The following is a 20415-nucleotide window of genomic DNA, read 5'->3' as shown; positions in this document are numbered from 1 at the left end:
GGGAAAGGTTGTGGGGGCAGCGGCTGCTCGGCCGCCTCTGCGGGAGCGGCAGACGCCGACGGTGGGCGGCCCCCGCCGGAGGCGCCCACCCCGTGGCGGGGCAGATGCGGGCGGGCGGGTGGGAGAGGTCGTGGGGTCAGGCGAAGACGACGGTGCGGTGGCCGTTCAAGAGGATGCGATGCTCCGCATGCCACTGCACGGCCCGCGCAAGGGCCCGGCACTCGACATCCCGCCCGACGGCGACAAGCTGGTCGGGAGTGACCCCGTGCCCCACCCGCTCGACCTCCTGCTCGATGATCGGCCCCTCGTCGAGATCGGCGGTGACATAGTGCGCGGTGGCACCGATCAGCTTCACACCCCGGGCGTGCGCCTGGTGATACGGCCGCGCCCCCTTGAAGCTGGGCAGGAACGAGTGGTGGATGTTGATGATGCGCCCGCTGAGCTGCTTGCACAGGTCGTCGGAGAGCACCTGCATGTACCGGGCGAGCACGACCAGCTCGACGTTCTCCGCCCGCACCAGCTCAAGCAGCCGCGCCTCGGCCTCGGGCTTGGTGTCCCGGGTGACCGGAATGTGATGGAAAGGCACGTCGTACGAGGCGGCCAGCTCGGCGAAGTCCGTGTGGTTGGAGACGACCGCCGCGATCTCCACCGGCAGCGCCCCGATGCGCGAGCGGAACAGCAGGTCGTTCAGGCAGTGCCCGAACTTCGACACGAGGAGCACGACGCGCATCCGGTCGTCGGCCCGGTGCAACTGCCAGTCCATCTGGAAGGAGTCACCGATCGCGGCGAAGCTCGCCCGGAGCTTGTCGAGCGACACGGGCGCCTCGGCCGAGAAGTGCACCCGCATGAAGAAGAGCCCGGTGTCGTGGTCGCCGAACTGCTGGCTGTCCTCGATGTTGCAGCCGGTCATGAAGAGATAACTCGACACGGCGTGCACGATGCCCTGTTTGTCGGGGCAGGACAGCGTGAGGACGTACTGCTCGGCGCGGTCGGCGCGCGGGTCACTGGCGACGGCGGACTGCTCGTTCATCCGCCCAGGGTCCCATACACCGGGGTCTCGCCCGACCGTGTGCGGACCCGGGGCAGGACCGACCGGGCGAGGGGAACCGGGCGAGGGGAAAGGGGCCGGGGCGACCAGGTGCGGAGGCCCCCGGTCAGCCCGACCGGGTGAGGATCCGCAGGACCTCCAGGGTCCGCGGCTCCCCGTCCGGGTCGTCACCGTCCCCGGTGGCGAGCCGCACATGCGCCTCCCGCGCCGCGTGCACCGCGTCCGGCCAGCCCGGGTGGTCCAGATACACGGACACCGCCGCGTCCGGGCCGACCTCGTGCATGATCCGCAGCACCCGCAGCACGGCGGCGTCGACGAGCGCCGCCTCCTGCTGGTCACGGAAGATCGTCCCGACGTACTTCTCCGCCGACCAGTTGTCCAGCCACGTGTCCTCGACAAGGCGGTACACGGCGTCGGTCACATCCCCGTACTCCTCGCGCCCGGCGAGCCAGCACTCCCGCTGGAAGACCGGGTCCGAGAGCATGTGCAGCGCCGAGCGCACATTGCTGCGCCAGCGCCACCACGGCATGTCGTTCGTTGGCATGCCGCCTATGGTCGTCGACCGACGGCCACGACGGGAAGACTTCTCCGTTCCTTGCACGGTCATCGATCGTACGTTCCCACATCCCCCACGCGTGTACGGCCCCACCAGTTCACGCGGCCGTCACCAGCCGTTGCGTACGCGTCACTCCGCGGTTGGCCCGGTGACGGAATCGTGCGTGTCCATGACCGCCTTGCGACGCGTCTTCCCTCCCCGTCCCGTCGAGACCGCGCGCCGAGCGCGAAAAGCGCTGGTGGGCGCGGTTGCCGTGACGGCGTGTGCGTCCCTGGCCGTCGGTTGCGGGGTCATCCCCGGTACCACGGGGGGTGCCGAGGATGACCCCGTGAAGGTCATGACCTGGGCGCCGGACCACACCCGGGCGACCAACAAGCCCGGCATGCCCGCGATGGCCCAGGCCTACGCCCGCTGGATCAACGCCAACGGCGGCCTGGACGGCCGCAAACTCGAAGTCGTCAGTTGCAACGAACGCAACGATCCGACCAGCGCGGGCAACTGCGCCCGCGAGGCCGTCAAGAAGAACGTGGCCGCCGTCGTCGGCTCCTACAGCCAGCACGGCCGCGCCTTCATGGGCCCCCTGGAGTCGGCGGGCATCCCCTACATCGGCGGCTACGGCCTCACCGACGAGGAGTTCTCGAGCCCGCTGTCGTACCCCGTCAACGGCGGACAGCCCGCGCTGCTCGCGGGCAACGGACGGCAGCTCGCCGGGGTCTGCGAGCGGGTCTCCCTCGTACGGCCCGACACCATCGCGGGCGACAGCCTCTCCAAGCTCCTCGACTCCGGCCTCGCCCAGGACCACCGTGCCGCGTCCGCGGACATCCGGGCCCCCGAGGACGGCACGGACTACACGGCGCAGGCCGAGCAGGCACTCGACCGCGCGTCCCGGGGCGGCGGCACCGGCATCGCCTCCGCCTCCGCCACCGGTGGCAAGCGCTCCGGGCAGGGCAGGGAAGGGTGTGTCGCGGCCGCGCTCGGCACCCGCACGGACACGTTCTTCGACTCGTTCCGGCGCACCGAGGACGACTATCCGCCGGTGCGCACCGCCTCCGTGCTCGGCAGCGTCGACCAGTCCCTGATCGACCGCACGGGCGGCGCGGAAGGCCCGTACGAAGGCGCCTACGTCACCGGCTGGTACCCGGACGGCAGCGACCGGCGCTGGTCCAAGATGCGCGAGGTCATCCGCGAGCAGGCCTTCGGCGACAACCGGGTCGACGCGGCGGACGCGGGCGTGCAGACCACCTGGATCGCGTACACCGTCCTGAAGCAGGCCGTCGAGTCGCTGAACGGCGACGCCGTCACCGCCCGCTCGCTGCGGCGCACCCTCGACCAGGGCCTGCGCGTGGACACCGGCGGGCTCACACCGATGCTGAGCTGGCGCTTCGAGGACATGCTCGCGGCGAGCGACTACCCGCGCCTGGTGAACGCGGGCGTCACCTTCCAGGTGGTGCGGGACGGCCGCCTCGTCCTCGCCCGCAAGTCGTTCGTCGACGTGGAGAAGACACTGGAATCGGCCCGCTGACCGGAATCGGCCCGCCGCGAGGACCGCGGCCGTAGGTCACGTCCCCGTCCCTAGAGCTGCGCCTTGTCCCGCTTCGTCAGGCCGTGCTTCTGGGCGATCGCGTTCCACAGGGTCGCGGCCTGCTGCTTGGCCTGGGTGGCCTCGCCGCTCGCGCGGTTGCCCGCGGCCGAGTGGCTGGTCTGGCGGGCGTGGCCCTTGCGGCAGCCCTTCTTGCGGGCGACCTGGTCGGCCCACGCGGCGTAGTGGTTGTCCGCCGACGCGGACGCCTTCCACGCCTTGTTGAGCGCCGCGGTCAGGCGGGAGTTCGCGGGCAGCTCGTCGACGGACAGTCCTGACAGACGGCCGACGAGGCCGTCGCGCTGCCTGGCCGCGGCCCGCAGGTCGGTGGCCGCCTGCTTGAGGTTCTTGCAGTTGCCCACGTCGCGTACGGCGCCGATCACGGTCTCGCGGCTGTTGTTGCTGTCCGCGAGCAGCTTGTCCAGGGCGACGGCCTGCTTCTTGGCCGGGTCCGCGGTCGGCGAGGGCTTGTCGCTCTCGGGCGAGGCGGTCGAGGCCAGCGGCCGGCTGTCGTCCTTGGCCTCCTCGCCGTCGCCCCCGCCGCCACCACTGAGCAGCGCGCCCGCGCCCACACCGAGCACGGCGATGCCCACGCCGACGGCCGCGAGCAACGGCATCTTGGAGCCGCCGCGCCCGTGCCGCTTCCCCCCGGCGTCGGGCTCCGGCATCGGCATCGGCTCGGGCACGGCGCCGGGGCCCGGCACCTGGATCCGGGGCATCTGCTGGGTGGACGCGGGTCCCTCGGGCTCCGGCTCCCGGCGGAAGAGGCTGTCGAACTCGGCGGGCGGCTGCCGGTCACCGGGCGCCCCGGGGCGCACGCCGTACCCGGCGGAGGGTGACGCGGCGGCGGCAGGACCCGCGGGGGCGCCGCCGTCCGTGACGGGCGCGATGAACTGGGTGGGCGCGTTGTCGTCCGGGACCCCGTGCGCGGCGCCGCCCGGAAGCACGTCCTCGGCACGGCCGAGGAACTGGGTGGCGCCGTCGGCGGGCCGCTCGGGCGGCAGCGCGCCCGGCGCCCCGTCGGCGACCGGCGCGATGAACTGGGTGGCCTCGGCGTCGGGCCCGGCGGGCATCGGCGCGGCCGCGGCGTGCCTACCGCCTCCGCTTCCCATGGGGCGGGCGGCCCCGGCGTCGGGCCGCCCGCCCTGGTACGCGGTGTGCGCGGGGCCCGCGTGCTGCCCGGAGCCGGGGTTCCCGTACGCGGCGTCGTACTGTCCCGCCGACGGGAAGTGACCGCCGTGCGGGGCGCCCTGGTCGACGGGCGGCAGCGGCATGCTCGGGGCGGCGGGCGGCAGCGGCTGGCTCTGAGGCTGGGGCTGGCTCTGGGGCTGGGGCTGGGGCTGGGGCTGGCTCTGGGGCTGGTACGACGGCTGCTGGTGCTGGGGGTGCGGCTGCTGGTGCTGGGGGTGCGGCTGCTGGGCCTGCGGCTGCTGCTGGTGCTCGTGCTGGGCCTGCGGCTGCTGCTGGGCCTGCGGCTGCTGATAGGCCTGCGGCTGGTACGGCTGGTACGGCTGGTGCATCTGCTGCGGCGGATGCCCCTGATCCCCGTACCCGCCCTGGGGCTGGGGCTGGGGGTGGGGGTGCGGGGGCCCCGGCGGGTAGGCGCCGCCTTCCGCGGGTATCGGCCCCGGCGCGGACAGGGGGTCCTGGCCCTGGCCGGGTATCTGTCCCGGCGTCGGGGCGTACCCCTGGCCCGCCCCCTCGGGCGGCAGTGGCGCCCGTGTCGGCGGCGGTGTGCCCTCGGGAGGCAGCGGCATTCCGGTCCCCGGCGGAACAGAGGGTTCCGCGAGGTCCTGGTGGGGGGCGCCCCACGCCTCGCCCGCGCCTGCGTCCGGTGCCGGTGGCGGCGGTGTCGAGGGGGCGGGCCCCCATGGGTCGCCCCAGGGGCTGCCGACGGGTGGGGCGGCGTGGTCGCCGGTGGTGCCCGGCATCAGGGGCGCACTGCCGTCCGCGGGCAGCACGATGCCCTCGTACGCGTGTCGCGCCGAGGGTTGCTGCGGCTCGGAGGAAGCAGCGCCTTGCCCGCTCTGCTGCGTCACCGGGACTCCTACGAATGGGGGACCTTCGGAACGTCGGCTCACGCTACCGGGTCCCCGCGGCGCTCTGCCACGCAGCTCAGAGCCCGCCGCACGCCGCTCCTGTCACGGACAGCACGCGAGTAACAGAAGTCGTGGGGGAGACGCTGTTGAGGGGTTCGAGGGTTGAAGGGGACGAGGGGCCCTGGCCGAAAATGAACGAGGGGGAACCGGAGGCGAGCCAAAAGTGGGGTCGGAAGGGAGCCGAAGGGAACGGGGGCGGCCGAAGACCGCCCCCGTCCGTCGCCGTGGCGGCCGTCACGCCGCCTGAAGGTCGAGCCTGGCCCCGAACTCGCGTACCACCGGCTCCTCCCGGAACGGTTCGAGCCGCTGCTGGAAGTCGTCCAGGTACTCGGCGCCGCGGTTGGACCGCAGGGTGCCGAGGAGTTCGACGGCCTTCGTACCGGTGTGGCAGGCCTGTTCGACCTCGCGCCGCTGGACCTGGGCGGTGGCGAGGAGGACCAGACCGATGGCGCGCCGCCGTGCCCGTGTCGGGGGATGCCCGGCGAGGGACTCCTCCGCGCGCCGGGCGGCGGCGTCCGCCTGGCCCAAGTCGCGGTGGCAGTGCGCCAGCTCGTCGGCCAGATACGCCTGGTCGAAGTGGCGGATCCACACCGGGTCGTCGCCCGAGCCCTCCTCGCCCGTGGTCCGCTCCATCGCCTCGACCGCGCGGCCCGCGACGGCCTGCGTGGACCGGGCGTCACCGAGCAGCGCGTGGCCCCGCGCCTCCGCGGCGTAGAACATGGACTCCGCGCGCGGGGTGACGCGCCCCCGCGCCCCCTCCTGCGCCGCCCGTGCCAACTGCGAGATCTCCCGGGGGTTGCCCAACTGCGCGGCGAGATGGCTCATCGACGCCGCGAGGACATAGCCGCCGTACGCCCGGTCGCCCGCCGCCTGGGCCAGGCGAAGGGCCTGGATGTAGTAGCGCTGGGCGAGGCCCGGCTGGCCGGTGTCCACGGCCATGTACCCGGCGAGTTCCGTCAACCGGGCCACGGCGGCGAACAGTTCGCGGCCCACCGACTCCCGGTACGAGCCCGCGAGCAGACCGGACACCACGGAGTTCAGATAGTGCACGACGACGGGGCGCACATGCCCGCTGCCGTACTGGTGGTCGAGTTGGGTGAGGGCCTCCGTCATCGCCTTGACGGCGGCCACGTCCGAGAGCCCGACGCGTGGCCCCGCCGTCCGGCCGACCTGGGCGTCCGGCGAGGAGATGAGCCAGTCCCTGCTCGGCTCCACCAGGGCGGAGGCGGCGACGGACGAGCCGGACAGGAAGTCCCGCCTGCCCACGTCGCTGCGCCACAGCTCACAGACCTGCTCGATGGCGCCGAGAACGGTGGGCGAGAACTGCAGTCCCACGCCGGAGGCGAGGTTCTTGCCGTTCGCCATGCCGATCTCGTCGATCGTGACCGTGCGCCCCAGCTTGCGGCCGAGCGCCTCGGCGATGATGCCCGGCGCGCGCCCGCGCGGCTGCTGGCCGCGCAGCCAGCGAGCCACCGACGTCTTGTCGTAACGAAGATCGAGACCGTGCTCCGCGCCGCACATGTTCACGCGACGGGCCAGGCCGGCGTTGGAACAGCCGGCTTCCTGAATGAGCGCCTGCAGCCGTTCGTTGGGCTGCCGTGCGACGAGAGGCCTGGCGGCCATGGCGTACCCCCTGATGTGCACCGTGGACCATCTGGAACTTCGGATGTCGTGTCGAATGAGGAACGGTCCGGGCCGGTTTGCCCGCATCGCCCAGATGATCAATGCCCTGGGAACAACCGGAAGATGCACCACAAACACCACAGATACGCAGCAAGCCGCTGAAATACCATGTTTCTTGGACTCATGCGGCAGAACGCGGCGCAAGTCAGCGAGCCGGGTGAAGTTGGGTGAACTCCGACTGTCCCTGACCTGGCTACCCGCACCGGACGCCCCTTGCCCATGCGCGCCCCCACCTGTGCACCCATGCGCCCCGCAGGGGGAACGATGCTCCTCCCCCGCGCACATGACAGCCCGTAACCCCTGCTGACGCGCGCAGTTGAGACCTCCGTGGAAGAGACCATCGGAGTGACGTCAGCCGCGCAGATCCCGAAGCAGCGCGGAGAGGCCCTGCCCGACACGGCCGTACGGTACGCGGAGGAGCGGCACTGGGATGTCTTCCCCGGCGCCTGGCTCGATTCCGTCGAGGGAACGTGGCGCTGCTCGTGCGGTGAGGCCGCGTGCCCCGCGCCCGGCGCACACCCGGTGCGCGACGACTGGCCCACGCAGGCCACCGGCAGTGCGACGGTCGCCCGGCGCATGTGGGCGAAGCAGCCGAACGCCTCCATCCTGCTTCCCACCGGGCGTACGTTCGATGCGATCGACGTCCCCGAGACCGCCGGGTTCCTCGCCCTCGCCCGCATGGAGCGCATGGAGCTGACGCTCGGGCCCGTGACGTGCACGCCCGACCGGCGCATGCAGTTCTTCGTGCTGCCCGGTGCCGCGGCGAAGGTCCCCGATCTGATCCGCGCCCTGGGCTGGCCGCCCGCCGCGCTCGACCTCGTCACCCTCGGTGAGGGCAGTTACGTCGCCGCGCCCCCGACCCGTTTCGGCGCGTCCGGCGCCGTCCAGTGGGCCTGCCGCCCCACCCCCGCCAACCGCTGGCTCCCCGACGCGGAAGAAGTCATCTCCCCCCTGTCCTACGCCTGCGGCAGGGAAACCCGCCGCAAGTAACTCCCCCTCCCCGCCCACCCACCCTTCTCTCTCCTGTGCAGCACCCGCGGTGGGCACAGCCCCCGGCCGACGGTCACCGTAAACGCCACGGTCACAGCCCCCACGTAGGGTTGACACAAGGCCTACGGCAACAAAAAAGGGGCAGCGGTGACCGAGCCAGCAGTACACGTACACAACCTGTGGAAGGCCTTCGGCCAACAACTCGCTGTGGCAGGCATCGACCTCACCCTCCCCGCAGGCAAGTTCATCGGCCTGGTGGGCCCCAACGGCGCGGGCAAGACCACCACCCTCTCCATGGTCACCGGCCTGCTCCGCCCCGACCAGGGCACCGTCGAGGTCGTCGGCCACGACGTCTGGAAGGACCCGGCCGAGGTCAAGGCCCGCATCGGCGTGCTCCCCGAGGGCCTGCGCCTGTTCGACCGGCTCTCGGGCCGGGAACTCCTCGCGTACACGGGCAGGTTGCGGGGCCTACCCGGCACGGAGGTCGACAAACGCGCCACGCAGCTCCTTGACGTACTCGACCTCGCGGGCGCCCAGCACAAACTGGTCGTCGACTACTCCACCGGCATGCGTAAGAAGATCGGCCTCGCGGCAGCGCTCCTGCACAACCCCGAAGTGCTCTTCCTCGACGAACCGTTCGAAGGCGTCGACCCGGTGTCGGCGCACACGATCCGCGGCGTCCTCGAACGCTTCACGGCCTCCGGGGCGACGGTGGTCTTCTCCAGCCACGTCATGGAGCTGGTGGAGTCCCTGTGCGACTGGGTCGCCGTCATCGCGGCGGGCCGCATCCGCGCCCAGGGCCCCCTCGCCGAGGTCCGCGGCGACGCGGCCACGCTCCAGGAGGCGTTCCTCGAACTCGTCGGCGCGCACGGGCGCGACACCGGCACGGACCTGGACTGGCTCGGCGGCGGGAGCACCCGGTGACGGCCCCGACCGCGGCACCCGCCACGCCCGCGGCCCCGGCCGTGGCGCCCGGCCTGACCCCCGTCTTCGTACGTCTGAAGCTGTCCCTCCTGCGAAACGGCCTGCGCCAGTCGTCGGGCCGCCGCGCCGCCTATGTGGCGTCCGCCGTCATGACGCTGCTTTTCGCCGCGCTCCAGTTGCTCGGCCTGATCCTGCTGCGCGGCGACGAGCACGCCGCGACGGTGTCGGTCATCCTCGTCGCGGTGCTCGCGCTCGGCTGGGCCGTCATGCCGCTGTTCTTCCCCAGCGGCGACGAGACGCTCGACCCCACTCGTCTGGTGATGCTGCCGCTGCGGCCCCGGCCCCTCGTACGCGCCCTCCTCGTCGCATCCCTGGTCGGCATCGGGCCGCTCTTCACGCTCTGTCTGGCCCTCGGCGCGGTGATCGCGGTGGCGCGGGGCGGGGCGGCGGTCGCGGTGGGTGTCGTGGCCGTGCCGCTGACACTGCTCGTCTGCGTCGCGCTCGCGCGGGCCGTCGCCGCCGCCAACATCCGCCTGCTCACCAGCCGCAGAGGCCGGGACCTCGCCGTGCTCAGCGGGCTCGTCATCGCGGTCGGCGCGCAACTGGTGAACTTCGGGGCGCAGCGGATCGGTTCCTCGGACCAGGGCCTTGGCGAGCTGGATCCGGCCGCGGACGTCCTCGGCTGGCTCCCGCCGTCGTCGGCGCTGTCCGCGGTGCACGCGACCGGCGAGGCCCGCTACGCCACCGCGGCGGCCCAGCTCGCCCTGTCCGTCGCCGCCCTGCTGCTGCTCCTGCGCTGCTGGCAGCGCAGCCTGACCCGACTCATGACGGCGCCCGACGGCTCGACCCTCACGGCGGCGGAACCGGACCGCAAGGGACGCGGCGGCGGCCTCTTCGCCCGGCTCCCCGCAGGGCGCACCGGGCCCGTCATGGAGCGCACGCTGCGCTACATGTGGCGCGACCCGAAGACCAAGGCGGCCTGGGTGACATCCCTGGCCATCGGTTTGATCGTGCCCGTGTTCAACGCCCTCCAGGACACCGGTTCGGTGTACTTCGCGTGCTTCGCCGCGGGGATGCTCGGCATCCAGATGTACAACCAGTTCGGGCAGGACACGTCGGCGTTCTGGATGGTCGCCATGACGATCTCCGCCACCCGTGACGCGTACGAGGAGCTGCGCTCCCGCGCGCTCGCCCTGCTCGTGGTCACGCTGCCGTACGCGGCCCTCGTCACCGTCCTGACCACGGCCCTGCTCGGCGAGTGGCGCGCGCTGCCCGAGACCCTCGGCCTGTCCTTCGCGATCCTCGGCGCCATGCTGGCCACCGGCGCCTGGTCGTCGGCCCGCTATCCGTACTCCATCCCGCAGCAGGGCTACAAGAACGTCGCCCCCGGCCAGGTGGGCCTCGCCTGGATCTCCATCCTCGGCGGCATGCTCGCCGCCGCCGTGCTGTGCGCCCCGGTCCTCACCCTCACGATCTGGCTGCACACCGCGGGCCACACCTCCTGGACGTGGCTGCTGCTGCCCGTCGGGACGGTCTACGGCGCCGCGGTCACCTGGGCGGGGCTGCGTGTCGCCGCTCCCCGGGTGGCGGGGCGGCTGCCGGAGATCCTCACCGCGGTCAGCAAGGGCTGACAGCAGGCAGCAGGCGGGCGCGGGGAAACGCAGCGACCCGCGAGCCGTGGTTCCTCCGCCGTGCGGCGGGGGAAGCCGGCCGGACGTACCGGCGGCTCGCGGGTCGGGTGACTGCCTGAGATTACGGCCGGCTGCGCGCCTGTCACACGCGCTGGTCCGGCACCGCACTGAGCGTGGTGGCGGGCCGCTAGCCCGCAGTCACCTCTTCCGTCCGGTCTCCATACATCTGCCGAACCACCTCCTCTCTGAAGTGACACTCACCCTAGGAAGCCCATGGCGGCCGTTCAACTGATTTTCGGGAACGCGGGAACGCGGGAACGACGGGACCGACAACGAATTGCTTCAACTTCCGGGAACTTCCTGTGTGCTGGGTCACGTTCAAGTTGAATGATCTGACGTGCAGTACACGGCCTGCAGGGGGGTCAGGGTGAGTGCTTCCCGACAGAGCGGAACCACCGACGAACTAGGTCCAGAGGAACCGCGGCCCGGCGGGGCCGAGCTGCTCGCGGCGCTCCTCGACGGGATGGACGCGGCGCTGTGCGCGTTCGACGCCGACGGCGTCGTGACGCACTGGAACCGCGAGGCCGAGCGCATCCTCGGCTGGAGGGCCGACGAGGCGGTCGGGCGGCGCGGGTTCGCGGGCTGGGCGGTGCGCACCGCCGACGCGACGGAGGTCGAGGGGCGCCTCCTTTCCGCCATGCACGCGTCGGGGCGGCGGGTCGACGAGTTCGCGCTGCTCACCAGGGACGGCGGGCGGGTGCTCGTGCGGACCCAGTCCGCTCCCGTGCGCGGCGGTGACGGCAAGCCGAGCGGGGTGTACTGCGCCTTCAGCGAGGTGCACACCCAGATCGACCTGGAGCGGTCGATCGCGCTGAGCGAGGCCCTCTTCGACAACGCCTCCTGGGGGGTCGTCCTCGTCGACGCCGACCTGCGGCCCGCCGTGGTGAACGAACACGCCGCCCGCGCCCTGCGCGCGAGCCGCACGGCGCTGCTCGGGCGGCCGCTCGGCGAGGTGCTCGCGCAGGGCGTCGAGGAGCTGGAGAGCGCGCTCACGCATGTGCTCGCCGAGGGGGCGCCGCCCGCCCCGGCCGAGATGTGGGTGGCCGTGCGCGGGGACGGCGGGGGCGGCGGAGACAGCGGGGACGGCGGTGAGCCGGAGCGGCGGTGCTGGCGCAGCGGCTTCCTGCGGCTCGGTTCGCCGCTCGCCGAGGAGCCCGTGCCGCTCGGCGTGGGCTGGCTCTTCCTGGACGTCACCGAGGCCAAGCAGACCGAGCAGGAGGCGGCGCAACTGCGCTTCAGGTCGCAGCAGTTGCACCGGGCCGCCCGGGCCGCCGCCGAGTGCGAGAACCCGATGGAGGCTGTCACCGTCCAGCTCGACTTCGCCCTCGCCGGGTTCGCCGACCACGCCCTGATCGACGTGGTCGCGGGCGAGGAGCCCGAGCTGCGGCTCGTGCGTACCGTCGCGTCCCCGGCCGGGGCGCCGGGGCCGCGCGTGCCCGGGGGCAAGTCCCGGCTGCCCGTGCGCTATCCGGAAGGCCACCCGGCGCCGCAGTGCGTGGAGCGGGTGGGGACCGTGCGGGCCGGGGCCGGCCTCGCCACCCCCGAGCGGGCCCGTGAGTGGGCTGCCGCCCGGCAGTGGCCGGAGTCCACGGTGCACGCCCTGTGCGCGGTGCTGCGCAGCCGGGGGCGGACCTTGGGGGTGGTGACCTTTCTGCGGGGGGCCGCTCGGCCGCAGTTCGAGCGGGCGGACGTCATGTACGCCGAGAGTGTTGCCGCACGGGTCGCGGCCTCCCTCGACCTCGCGGGGGCGCAGTAGGGGGGTGGGCCTCTGCGGGGTGCCCCAGGGACGGCTGGGGGAAGAGGTCACGCCGCGTGCAGCGCCGGCGTCGGGGACAGGCGCGATGCTCGTACCGCCGGGTACAGGCCCGCCACCGTGCCGATCGCCAGTGTTGCGCCGAAGCCCGCCGGCACGGCCCGCAGGGGGATCACCCGGGGGAGGTCGCCGGAGGCCGCGTACGCCGCGGTCGCCGCCGCGCCGAGGGCGACGCCTGCCAGGCCGCCGAGGCCCGAGAGCATCAGGGACTCGGTGACCCGCACCACGGCCACCGGCGTCACCGTCGTCAACGGGGGCGAGGCGAAGGCGGAGGCGAACGGGACGGGCGGTGGCCTGCACGTACAGGTGCGGTTCGCGCAAGCGCCCCTCAAGGGGCGCGGGGCTGTCTCAATATGCGGCTCCGCCGCGGGGCACGAACAGCCCCCACCGGGCAGCAGATACAAAACAACCCACCCGGCGGAGCCTTCAGTGCCGGTAAAAAATCCGATCCCCGTACTCGGCAAAGATCCGCCCGTTCCAGTCATGGCCCCCGTCCACGTTCCCGGAACGCAGCAGGGGCGGCTGGACACCTCGGCTCCCGAGGGCGGCAACCGCGGTGGCCGTGACGGCCTGCACCAGCGCACTGGTGACGGCGGTGGACGCGGGCCCGAACGGAGCGTCGACGGAGTCGACGGAAAGCTCCGCGTCGCCGATCGCGATCTTGGAGTCGAGCACGACGTCGCAGTGGTCCTTCAGGAAGGTCCCGGACATGTGCCGGGACTTCGTCTGCGTCGCGTACGCCACCGAGGTCACGCCGATGACCTTCAGGCCGAGCGCGCGGGCGTTCATGGCCATCTCCACGGGGAGCGCGTTGCGGCCGGAGAGGGAAATGATCACGAGGACGTCGCCGGGGCGGACCGGGCTGGAGTCGAGGACGGCGGCGGCGAGGCCGTCCACGCGCTCCAGGGCCGAGCCGAGCGTCGCGGGCATCACGTCCACGCCGACGACGCCGGGCACGGCGAGCAGGTTCATCAGGGCGAGGCCGCCCGCGCGGTAGACGACATCCTGGGCGGCGAGGGAGGAGTGCCCCGCGCCGAAGGCGAAGAGGCGGCCGTCCCCCGCGACGGCGTCGGCGATCAGCTCACCCGCGGCCGTGATCGCCGGGGCCTCCTCGTCCCGCACCCGGCGCAGCAGGTCGATCGCGGCGTCGAGATAACGCTCGGCAACCGGGACACCCGCACCACCGCCCACCGCACCGCCCACACCCGCACCACTGCCCGCCGCACCGCCCACAGCCGCCGCACCCGCGCCACTGCCCGCCGCGCCACTGCCCGCCGCACCCCCCGCAGCCATGCCACCGCCCAAAGCCGTGCCACCGCCGGAGGCAACGCCGCCGCCCGCCGCGGGCGACCCGCCCGCTTCGGGCGACGCGCCCGTGCCCGTCGCGTCTTTCACAGGAGTCCCGTCGCCCTCACGGGCCCCGTCGGACCCGCCTGCCGCCATGCCGTGGCTCATCCGCGAAACCCCTTCGTCCCGCCGTCGTCCCGTCGTGTCGCGGATCACGGTGCGGTCTGGACCAGGGCCCTGTCAACACGGTCTCCGACCGCCTCTTTTCCCGGCGCAACCCGGTTGTCAGTGGTATGCGTCAGAATTGAGGACAGGGCCAGCGCACGAGCGAATTCTGAGGGGCACCCATGTCGGGGCTGATTGACACCACTGAGATGTATTTGCGCACCATCCTCGAACTGGAGGAGGAGGGTGTCGTCCCCATGCGCGCCAGGATCGCCGAGCGGCTCGACCAGAGCGGTCCGACGGTGAGCCAGACGGTGGCGCGGATGGAGCGCGACGGCCTGGTGGCCGTCGCCAGCGACCGGCACCTGGAGCTGACCGAGGAGGGCCGCCGCCTCGCCACCCGCGTGATGCGCAAGCACCGCCTCGCCGAATGTCTCCTGGTCGACGTGATCGGCCTGGAGTGGGAGCAGGTGCACGCCGAGGCCTGCCGCTGGGAGCACGTGATGAGCGAGGCGGTGGAGCGCCGCGTCCTGGAGCTCCTGCGCCATCCCACCGAGTCGCCGTACGGCAACCCCATCCCGGGCCTGGAAGAGCTCGGCGAGAAGGACGGCGCCGACCCGTTCCTGGACGAGGGCATGGTCTCCCTGATCGACCTCGACCCCGGCGCGGACGGCAAGACGGTCGTGGTGCGCCGCATCGGCGAGCCGATCCAGACGGACGCCCAGCTCATGTACACGCTCCGGCGCGCGGGCGTCCAGCCCGGCTCGGTCGTGAGCGTCACGGAGTCCGCAGGCGGAGTCCTCGTGGGCAGCAGCGGCGAGGCCGCCGAGCTCGCGGCGGACGTCGCGTCGCATGTGTTCGTGGCCAAGCGCTGACGGCACCCGGCGCCGAGCCGGGTCACGAACCGGATGTTTCGGTCAACTTCTGTGACAACAGAGGTAGTTGGTACGAGACCGAGACCAGCCGGAGCCGAAGATTCAGTGCGCCGAATCGCAGCGGAGGAACGCATTGCGTGCGAGGCTGTCGCGAGAGGCATATGACCCGACGACTCTCGACCCGGCCGGAACCCCGGGCCCCGGAACCCGGGGTTCCGGCCGACGGGCCGGTCGAGCGGTCGCCGGGTCCTGCACCGGGTCCTTGCCGTACGGCGGGAGAGGGGGCGGACGATGAGCCCAGTTGGTGAACGGGCGTGCACGCGGCGCCGCACGCCCCGCCCCGCGCACGCAGAGGGCCCCGGCGCCCTTGAGCGCCGGGGCCTGTCCTCCCCTGTGCTGACCCGGAGCCCCGAGCTCCCAGGGTCATCCCCCACGGGCCGGTTTCCCCGAGCGACCCGCCCCCCGATGAAGATCTCCCCTTGGCGGCGGCGATCAATCCTTGAGCACGGTCACCCGAACGAGGGGTGTTGGCGGCAATACGGCCGAGATCGAATGAGGGTTCGATAGCGTGCCGGGGTGCGTGAGCGAACAACACGTCCGGAACCAAGGGGGGTGCCTGGGACCATGGTGCGACGCATCGACGTGACCGGCGCGGGCGGCGTGGGCCTTGCCGCCTGGGAGTACGCGGACCCTCCCAAATCCAGGGAGGCCGAGGCGTCCCCGGGCGGAGTGCTTCTGCTGCACGGCCTGATGGGCCGCGCCTCGCACTGGGCGGGCACGGCCCGCTGGCTCGCCGAGCGGCACCGCGCGGTCGCGCTCGACCAGCGCGGACACGGCCAGAGCGACAAGCCCGCCGAGGGCCCCTACCACCGCGAGGCGTACGTGGACGACGCCGAGGCGGCCCTCGAGCAGCTCGGCCTCTCTCCCGCCGTCCTCATCGGCCACTCCATGGGCGCGCTCACGGCCTGGCAGTTGGCCGCGCGCCGACCCGACCTCGTCCGGGGCCTGGTCATCTGCGACATGCGCGCGTCGGCGCTCGGGGCCGCGTCGCAGCGGGAGTGGGAGGCCTGGTTCAAGTCCTGGCCGGTGCCGTTCGCGACGCTCGCGGACGTCCGCAAGTGGTTCGGCGAGGACGACCCCTGGGTGGAGCGGCCCAATCCCTCGCGGGGCAGCTTCTTCTCGGAGGTGATGACCGAGGGCGACGACGGCTGGCGTCCGGTCTTCGACCCGGCGCACATGCTGAAGTCCCGCGAGACCTGGGTGTACGACGCGCACTGGGAAGAGCTGGTCCAGGTCCAGTGCCCTGCCCTCGTCGTGCGCGGCCTGGACGGCGAGCTGGGCCGCGCCGAGGCCCAGGAGATGGTGCGCGTCCTGCCCCGCGGCGCCTACGCGGAGGTCCCGGACGCCGGCCACCTCGTCCACTACGACCAGCCGGCGGGCTGGCGCGAAGCGATCGAGCCATTCCTGGACGGCGTCCTGACGGGCTCCTAGGGCCTGTCAGGACGCTGTCCAGCCCCTCGTCCGCCCGGAAGGCCGGGTTCAGGGGCTGAGGCGCTGCAGCGTCCACGGCGCGGAGGCGTCCTCGCGGACATAGCGCAGCCTGTCGTGCAGGCGATTGGTGCGGCCCTGCCAGAACTCGACCGTGTCGGGGACGACGCGGTAGCCGCCCCAGTGCGGCGGTGCGGGCACCTGCTCGCCCTCCGGATAGCGCGCGGCCAACTCCGCGTACGCCGTGTCGAGTTCCGCCCGGGAGCCGATCACGGACGACTGGGCGCTCGCCCAGGCGCCGAGCTGGGAGCCGTGCGGGCGGCTGCGGAAGTAGCGGACGGTCTCGTCCCTGCCGGTCCGCACCGCCGTGCCGGACACGATCACCTGGCGGGCCATCGGATGCCAGGGAAAGAGCAGCGAGACCTGCGGGTTCGCGTCGATGTCCCGGGCCTTGCCGGACTCGTAGTTCGTGTAGAAGACGAAGCCGCGGGCGTCGTACCCCTTCAGGAGGACCGTGCGGGAACTGGGGCGCCCCTCGGCGTTCGCCGTGGACACGACCATCGCGTTCGGCTCGTGGACCACCCCGGCGGGGTCCGCGGCCTCGGCGGCCGCCTGGGCGAACCAACGTCCGAACTGTTCGAAGGGATCGGCGGGGAAGTCGGCTTCGGCGATGCCCTCGGCGACGTAGTGGGCACGCATGGCGGCCAGGTCGGCGGCGCCCGCGGCGGGGTCAGGGGTGGGGCCGGTCGCGTCGGGGGCGGTGGCACGGGAGTCGGTCACCCGATCATCTTGCCGTATACGAACACCCCGGCATACGGCGGCAGTCGGCGGTGCGGCGGCCTCCCTTGAGGTGATGTGTGGCACTGAGTGCCGCGGCCCATCGCCAAGGGTGGCACCAAGGGTTATCGTTCCGAATCCGTGTCGGTTGGGTGACCTCCGACCGCTCGGGGCATCACCGGGTTACCCCCGGATCCCGGAGCCCAGGTTTCGGGTCGCACCCGCCCCGTCGCACCCACCCCGTCCCACCCATCACGAGGAGCCGCCTGATGTCCGACTTCGTACCCGGACTTGAAGGAGTCGTCGCTTTCGAGACGGAGATCGCCGAACCGGACAAGGAAGGTGGTGCCCTGCGCTACCGGGGCGTCGATATCGAGGACCTGGTCGGCCACGTCTCCTTCGGCAACGTCTGGGGCCTGCTCGTCGACGGCGCCTTCGACCCCGGTCTGCCGCCCGCCGAGCCCTTCCCCATCCCCGTGCACTCCGGTGACATCCGCGTCGACGTCCAGTCGGCGCTCGCCATGCTCGCCCCGGTGTGGGGCCTGCGCCCGCTGCTCGACATCGACGAGCCCCAGGCCCGCGACGACCTCGCGCGCGCCGCCGTCATGGCGCTCTCGTACGTGGCGCAGTCCGCGCGCGGCCAGGGCCTGCCGATGGTCCCGCAGCGTGAGATCGACAAGGCCGAGACCGTCGTGGAGCGCTTCATGCGGCGCTGGCGCGGCGAGCCCGACCCGCGGCACGTCCAGGCCGTCGACGCCTACTGGACGTCCGCCGCCGAGCACGGCATGAACGCCTCCACCTTCACCGCCCGCGTCATCGCCTCCACCGGCGCCGATGTGGCCGCCGCCCTGTCCGGTGCCGTCGGCGCCATGTCGGGCCCGCTGCACGGCGGGGCGCCGTCCCGTGTCCTCGGCATGATCGAGGAGATCGAGCGCACCGGCGACGCCGTCGCGTACGTCAAGCAGGCCCTGGACAAGGGCGAGCGCCTGATGGGCTTCGGGCACCGCGTCTACCGCGCCGAGGACCCGCGCGCCCGCGTCCTGCGCCGCACCGCCCGCGAACTCGGCGCGCCCCGCTTCGAGGTCGCGGAGGCCCTGGAGAAGGCGGCCCTGGACGAGCTGCACGCCCGCCGCCCCGACCGGGTCCTCGCCACCAACGTGGAGTTCTGGGCGGCGATCGTGCTCGACTTCGCCGAGGTGCCCGCGCACATGTTCACGTCCATGTTCACCTGCGCCCGCACCGCGGGCTGGTCGGCGCACATCCTGGAGCAGAAGCGCACGGGCCGCCTGGTGCGCCCGTCGGCGCGGTACGTGGGTCCTGCCGCGCGCAGCCCCGAGGACATCTCCGGGTATGGAGACCTGAAGGGCTGAGCGCCGTCCCCGCCCATGGGGGCAGGCGCCGGGCCGGGGCGCGGACGCCCCGGCCCGTGCCCCGGGGGCGCGCACGGTTCCCGGGCACGCCCACCGGCCACCAGCGAAGGACGGTCCCCATGCGGTGCGTTTCCCCGCGACGCGTTGCCTCCCGGCGCGTTGCCCCGCGACGCGTTGCCTCCCGGCGCGTTGCCCCGCGACGCGTTGCCCCGCGGCACTTGGCTTCGCGGCGCCTTGCCCTGCGATGCATACCCCTGCTTCTGGCAGCGCTGCCCCTCTCGGCCCCCGCCACCGCCCACGCCACCCCGCCGGGCCCCGGCGTCACCGGCCGGGTCCTGCACCACACCACCGTCGGCGACACCGACTACATCCTGCGCCGCGTCACCGTCCCGCCAGGGCAGGCCACCGGCTGGCACCACCACGACGGGCCGCTGCACGCCGTCGTCCGCGAGGGCACCCTCAGCCACTACGCCGCGGCCTGCGCGTCCGACGGCGTGTACGGGACCGGCGAGACGGTGTACGAGCCGCCGGGCCCCGGCAATGTGCACATAGGCCGCAACCTCGGCACCGACCCGCTCGTCCTCGACGTCCTCTACGTCCTGCCGCACGGCGCGCCCCTGTCCCGGGACGAACCCAACCCGGGCTGCCCCTTCGAGTAGGCCCGACCGCACGGTTCGGCCGCACGGTTCAGCCGAGCGCCTCGTCCACCAGGCGCCCCCACTGCGCCACGACCCGCTCGCGGCGCGCCCCGTCGTCCGTGAGGAGGTTGGCGAGCCCGAGGCCGCGGGCCATGTCGAGCAGACCCTGCACGGTCTCCCGCACCCCGGGCCCGCGCTCGTCCGCGCCGAGCAGCTCCACCGCGATGCGGTGCGTCTCCCGGCCCACGCGCGCCTCCAGCTCGGCCACCCTGGCGCCCAGTTGCTCCTCGTGGGAAGCGGCGACCCACAGGTGCAGGGCGGCCCGGAAGAGCGGCCCCGTGTAGAGGTCGACCAGGGCGCCGACCACCGCGGTCCGGTCGACCCCTGCCGCGTCCCCCCGGCCTTCCGGGACCCCGGGGAACAATCCGCGCAGCGCGGCCGACCGCTCCTCGGCGACGTACTCGACCGCCGCCGTGAACAGCTCCTCGCGGGTGCGGAAGTGGTGCTGGGCGGCGCCGCGCGACACTCCCGCGCGTTCGGCGACGACGGACACCGTGGAGCCCGCCCAGCCGTGCTCGGCCAGACACGCGACCGCCGCCTCGAGGAGCCGCTGCCGGGTGGCCCGGCTGCGGTCCTGCTTGGGGGCGCGGTCGGCCTCGGTCACAGCGCCCATGAACGCTCCCGTCGTTCCAGGAACGCCTCCATCCCCTCCTTGGCCTCGGCCGAACCGAAACGGCGTGCGGAAAGGGCGACGAGGGCGTCCGCTTCCTTGTCGAATGCGTCAAGCACCCTAGCCGTGACGAGCTTCTTCGCGTCGGCCAGCGCCCCCGGCGCCGCCTTGCGCAACCCCTGGAGCACCGGTTCCAGGACCGTGCCGACGTCCGCACCGTCCCGCGCGTACGCCGTGATCAGGCCGATCCTGGCAGCCTCCGCCGCGTCGAACCGCTCCCCGGTGAGGTAGTAGCGGGCCGCCGCGCGCGGCTCCAGGCGCGGCAGCAGGGTCAGGGAGATCACCGCGGGTACGACACCGATATGCACCTCGGTCAGCGCGAACGAGGCGTCCGTGCCGCCCGCCACCGCGATGTCGCACGCCCCGAGCAGCCCGAGCCCGCCCGCCCGCACGTGCCCCGTCACCCGTGCCACCACCGGCTTCGGCAGTTCCACGAGCTGCCGCAGGAGCGCGACGAACGCCCCCGGGTCCGGGGGTTCGCGCAGGTCGGCGCCCGCGCAGAACGTCGTCCCCGTGTGGGTGAGGACGACGGCGCGCACGCTGTCGTCCCTGCCCGCTTCCTCCAGGGCGGCGGCGAGTTCGCCCACCAGCGCCGCCGAGAGCGCGTTGCGCCGGGCGGGCGCGTCCAGGGCGAGCGTGACGATACCCCGGTCGGGCCCGGACACCGATATCCATGCCATGAGAACTCCCGTACTCCTGGTA

At 73.0% G+C, this 20415-nt stretch carries 17 protein-coding genes and 1 pseudogene; 9 read left to right on the top strand and 9 right to left on the bottom strand.

What is annotated here, in order from left to right; translation table 11 throughout:
• Nucleotides 1-136: 136 nt before the first annotated feature.
• Nucleotides 137-1030: a formyltetrahydrofolate deformylase gene (purU, locus tag IG78_RS0135810; RefSeq protein WP_030572015.1), complete on the bottom strand. Its 894-nt coding sequence runs from the start codon at nt 1028-1030 to the stop codon at nt 137-139.
• Between the two features lie 124 nt (nt 1031-1154).
• Nucleotides 1155-1655, bottom strand: a complete 501-nt coding sequence (locus IG78_RS0135805; protein WP_078965833.1) for an SCO4402 family protein — start codon at nt 1653-1655, stop codon at nt 1155-1157.
• Between the two features lie 118 nt (nt 1656-1773).
• On the opposite strand from IG78_RS0135805, the gene IG78_RS0135800 reads away from it, so the two are divergent.
• Complete coding sequence (locus tag IG78_RS0135800) at nt 1774-3126, top strand: ABC transporter substrate-binding protein (protein WP_051853257.1); 1353 nt, start codon at nt 1774-1776, stop codon at nt 3124-3126.
• A gap of 50 nt (nt 3127-3176) precedes the next feature.
• Here the strand turns inward: IG78_RS0135800 and IG78_RS51865 are convergent, their stop codons facing one another.
• Entirely contained in the window at nt 3177-5222 is a 2046-nt protein-coding gene (locus tag IG78_RS51865) for a hypothetical protein (protein WP_107055073.1), read from the bottom strand.
• Between the two features lie 294 nt (nt 5223-5516).
• Nucleotides 5517-6905: an NsdA family TPR-like regulatory protein gene (locus IG78_RS0135790; protein WP_030572004.1), complete on the bottom strand. Its 1389-nt coding sequence runs from the start codon at nt 6903-6905 to the stop codon at nt 5517-5519.
• 387 nt (nt 6906-7292) lie between these two features.
• On the opposite strand from IG78_RS0135790, the gene IG78_RS0135785 reads away from it, so the two are divergent.
• From IG78_RS0135785 to IG78_RS0135770, 4 genes are all read left to right on the top strand, one after another.
• Complete coding sequence (locus IG78_RS0135785; RefSeq protein WP_030572001.1) at nt 7293-7955, top strand: bifunctional DNA primase/polymerase; 663 nt, start codon at nt 7293-7295, stop codon at nt 7953-7955.
• Nucleotides 7956-8102: 147 nt separating this feature from the next.
• Nucleotides 8103-8879 carry an ABC transporter ATP-binding protein gene (locus IG78_RS0135780; RefSeq protein ID WP_030571997.1) on the top strand — a complete coding sequence of 259 codons (777 nt, stop codon included), beginning with the start codon at nt 8103-8105 and terminating at the stop codon, nt 8877-8879.
• A complete protein-coding gene (locus IG78_RS0135775; RefSeq protein WP_037687213.1) occupies nt 8876-10510 on the top strand; it encodes a hypothetical protein in 1635 nt (544 codons plus the stop codon). The genes IG78_RS0135780 and IG78_RS0135775 overlap by 4 nt, the downstream gene beginning before the upstream one ends.
• A gap of 427 nt (nt 10511-10937) precedes the next feature.
• Nucleotides 10938-12326 (top strand): PAS domain-containing protein, encoded by a 1389-nt coding sequence (locus IG78_RS0135770; RefSeq protein ID WP_030571993.1) that lies wholly within the window; start codon nt 10938-10940, stop codon nt 12324-12326.
• Nucleotides 12327-12373: 47 nt separating this feature from the next.
• On the opposite strand, the pseudogene IG78_RS0135765 reads toward IG78_RS0135770, so the two are convergent.
• Both IG78_RS0135765 and IG78_RS0135760 read right to left on the bottom strand, forming a co-directional pair.
• A pseudogene (locus IG78_RS0135765) lies at nt 12374-12601 on the bottom strand (ABC transporter permease); the annotation flags it as partial.
• 208 nt (nt 12602-12809) lie between these two features.
• On the bottom strand, nt 12810-13676 hold the full coding sequence (locus IG78_RS0135760) for an SIS domain-containing protein (RefSeq protein ID WP_078965832.1): 867 nt from the start codon (nt 13674-13676) through the stop codon (nt 12810-12812).
• Between the two features lie 341 nt (nt 13677-14017).
• On the opposite strand from IG78_RS0135760, the gene IG78_RS0135755 reads away from it, so the two are divergent.
• Nucleotides 14018-14710 (top strand): iron-dependent transcriptional repressor DtxR, encoded by a 693-nt coding sequence (locus tag IG78_RS0135755; RefSeq protein WP_030571984.1) that lies wholly within the window; start codon nt 14018-14020, stop codon nt 14708-14710.
• A 624-nt stretch (nt 14711-15334) separates the two neighbouring features.
• A complete protein-coding gene (locus IG78_RS0135750; protein ID WP_030571981.1) occupies nt 15335-16201 on the top strand; it encodes an alpha/beta fold hydrolase in 867 nt (288 codons plus the stop codon).
• 48 nt (nt 16202-16249) lie between these two features.
• Here the strand turns inward: IG78_RS0135750 and pdxH are convergent, their stop codons facing one another.
• A complete protein-coding gene (pdxH, locus tag IG78_RS0135745) occupies nt 16250-16978 on the bottom strand; it encodes a pyridoxamine 5'-phosphate oxidase (protein WP_030571978.1) in 729 nt (242 codons plus the stop codon).
• Nucleotides 16979-17244: 266 nt separating this feature from the next.
• Between pdxH and IG78_RS0135740 the strand changes: the two genes are divergently transcribed.
• Nucleotides 17245-18345: a citrate synthase 2 gene (locus tag IG78_RS0135740; RefSeq protein ID WP_030571975.1), complete on the top strand. Its 1101-nt coding sequence runs from the start codon at nt 17245-17247 to the stop codon at nt 18343-18345.
• A 239-nt stretch (nt 18346-18584) separates the two neighbouring features.
• Nucleotides 18585-19004 (top strand): cupin domain-containing protein, encoded by a 420-nt coding sequence (locus IG78_RS0135735; RefSeq protein WP_107055074.1) that lies wholly within the window; start codon nt 18585-18587, stop codon nt 19002-19004.
• A gap of 28 nt (nt 19005-19032) precedes the next feature.
• On the opposite strand, the gene IG78_RS0135730 is transcribed toward IG78_RS0135735, so the two are convergent.
• Together IG78_RS0135730 and IG78_RS0135725 are read right to left on the bottom strand one after the other, a co-directional pair.
• Nucleotides 19033-19656, bottom strand: coding sequence for a TetR/AcrR family transcriptional regulator (locus IG78_RS0135730; RefSeq protein WP_030571969.1), 624 nt, complete (start codon nt 19654-19656; stop codon nt 19033-19035).
• Nucleotides 19644-20393 carry an enoyl-CoA hydratase family protein gene (locus IG78_RS0135725; protein WP_030571967.1) on the bottom strand — a complete coding sequence of 250 codons (750 nt, stop codon included), beginning with the start codon at nt 20391-20393 and terminating at the stop codon, nt 19644-19646. Before IG78_RS0135725 ends, IG78_RS0135730 begins: the two co-directional genes overlap by 13 nt.
• Nucleotides 20394-20415: the final 22 nt, after the last annotated feature.

The sequence above is a fragment of the Streptomyces aureocirculatus genome (assembly GCF_000720475.1).
Taxonomy (GTDB): Bacteria; Actinomycetota; Actinomycetes; order Streptomycetales; family Streptomycetaceae; genus Streptomyces; species Streptomyces aureocirculatus.
This window is presented reverse-complemented; position numbering and strand designations above follow the sequence as displayed.

Excerpts from the sequence above, each read along its gene's own strand:
- purU (WP_030572015.1), bottom strand. The coding sequence starts at position 1,030 with ATGAACGAGCAGTCCGCCGTCGCCAGTGACCCGCGCGCCGACCGCGCC.
- IG78_RS0135805 (WP_078965833.1), bottom strand. The coding sequence starts at position 1,655 with ATGACCGTGCAAGGAACGGAGAAGTCTTCCCGTCGTGGCCGTCGGTCG.
- IG78_RS0135800 (WP_051853257.1), top strand. The coding sequence starts at position 1,774 with ATGACCGCCTTGCGACGCGTCTTCCCTCCCCGTCCCGTCGAGACCGCG.
- IG78_RS0135790 (WP_030572004.1), bottom strand. The coding sequence starts at position 6,905 with ATGGCCGCCAGGCCTCTCGTCGCACGGCAGCCCAACGAACGGCTGCAG.
- IG78_RS0135760 (WP_078965832.1), bottom strand. The coding sequence starts at position 13,676 with ATGGCTGCGGGGGGTGCGGCGGGCAGTGGCGCGGCGGGCAGTGGCGCG.
- IG78_RS0135755 (WP_030571984.1), top strand. The coding sequence starts at position 14,018 with ATGTCGGGGCTGATTGACACCACTGAGATGTATTTGCGCACCATCCTC.
- IG78_RS0135750 (WP_030571981.1), top strand. The coding sequence starts at position 15,335 with ATGGTGCGACGCATCGACGTGACCGGCGCGGGCGGCGTGGGCCTTGCC.
- IG78_RS0135740 (WP_030571975.1), top strand. The coding sequence starts at position 17,245 with ATGTCCGACTTCGTACCCGGACTTGAAGGAGTCGTCGCTTTCGAGACG.
- IG78_RS0135730 (WP_030571969.1), bottom strand. The coding sequence starts at position 19,656 with ATGGGCGCTGTGACCGAGGCCGACCGCGCCCCCAAGCAGGACCGCAGC.
- IG78_RS0135725 (WP_030571967.1), bottom strand. The coding sequence starts at position 20,393 with ATGGCATGGATATCGGTGTCCGGGCCCGACCGGGGTATCGTCACGCTC.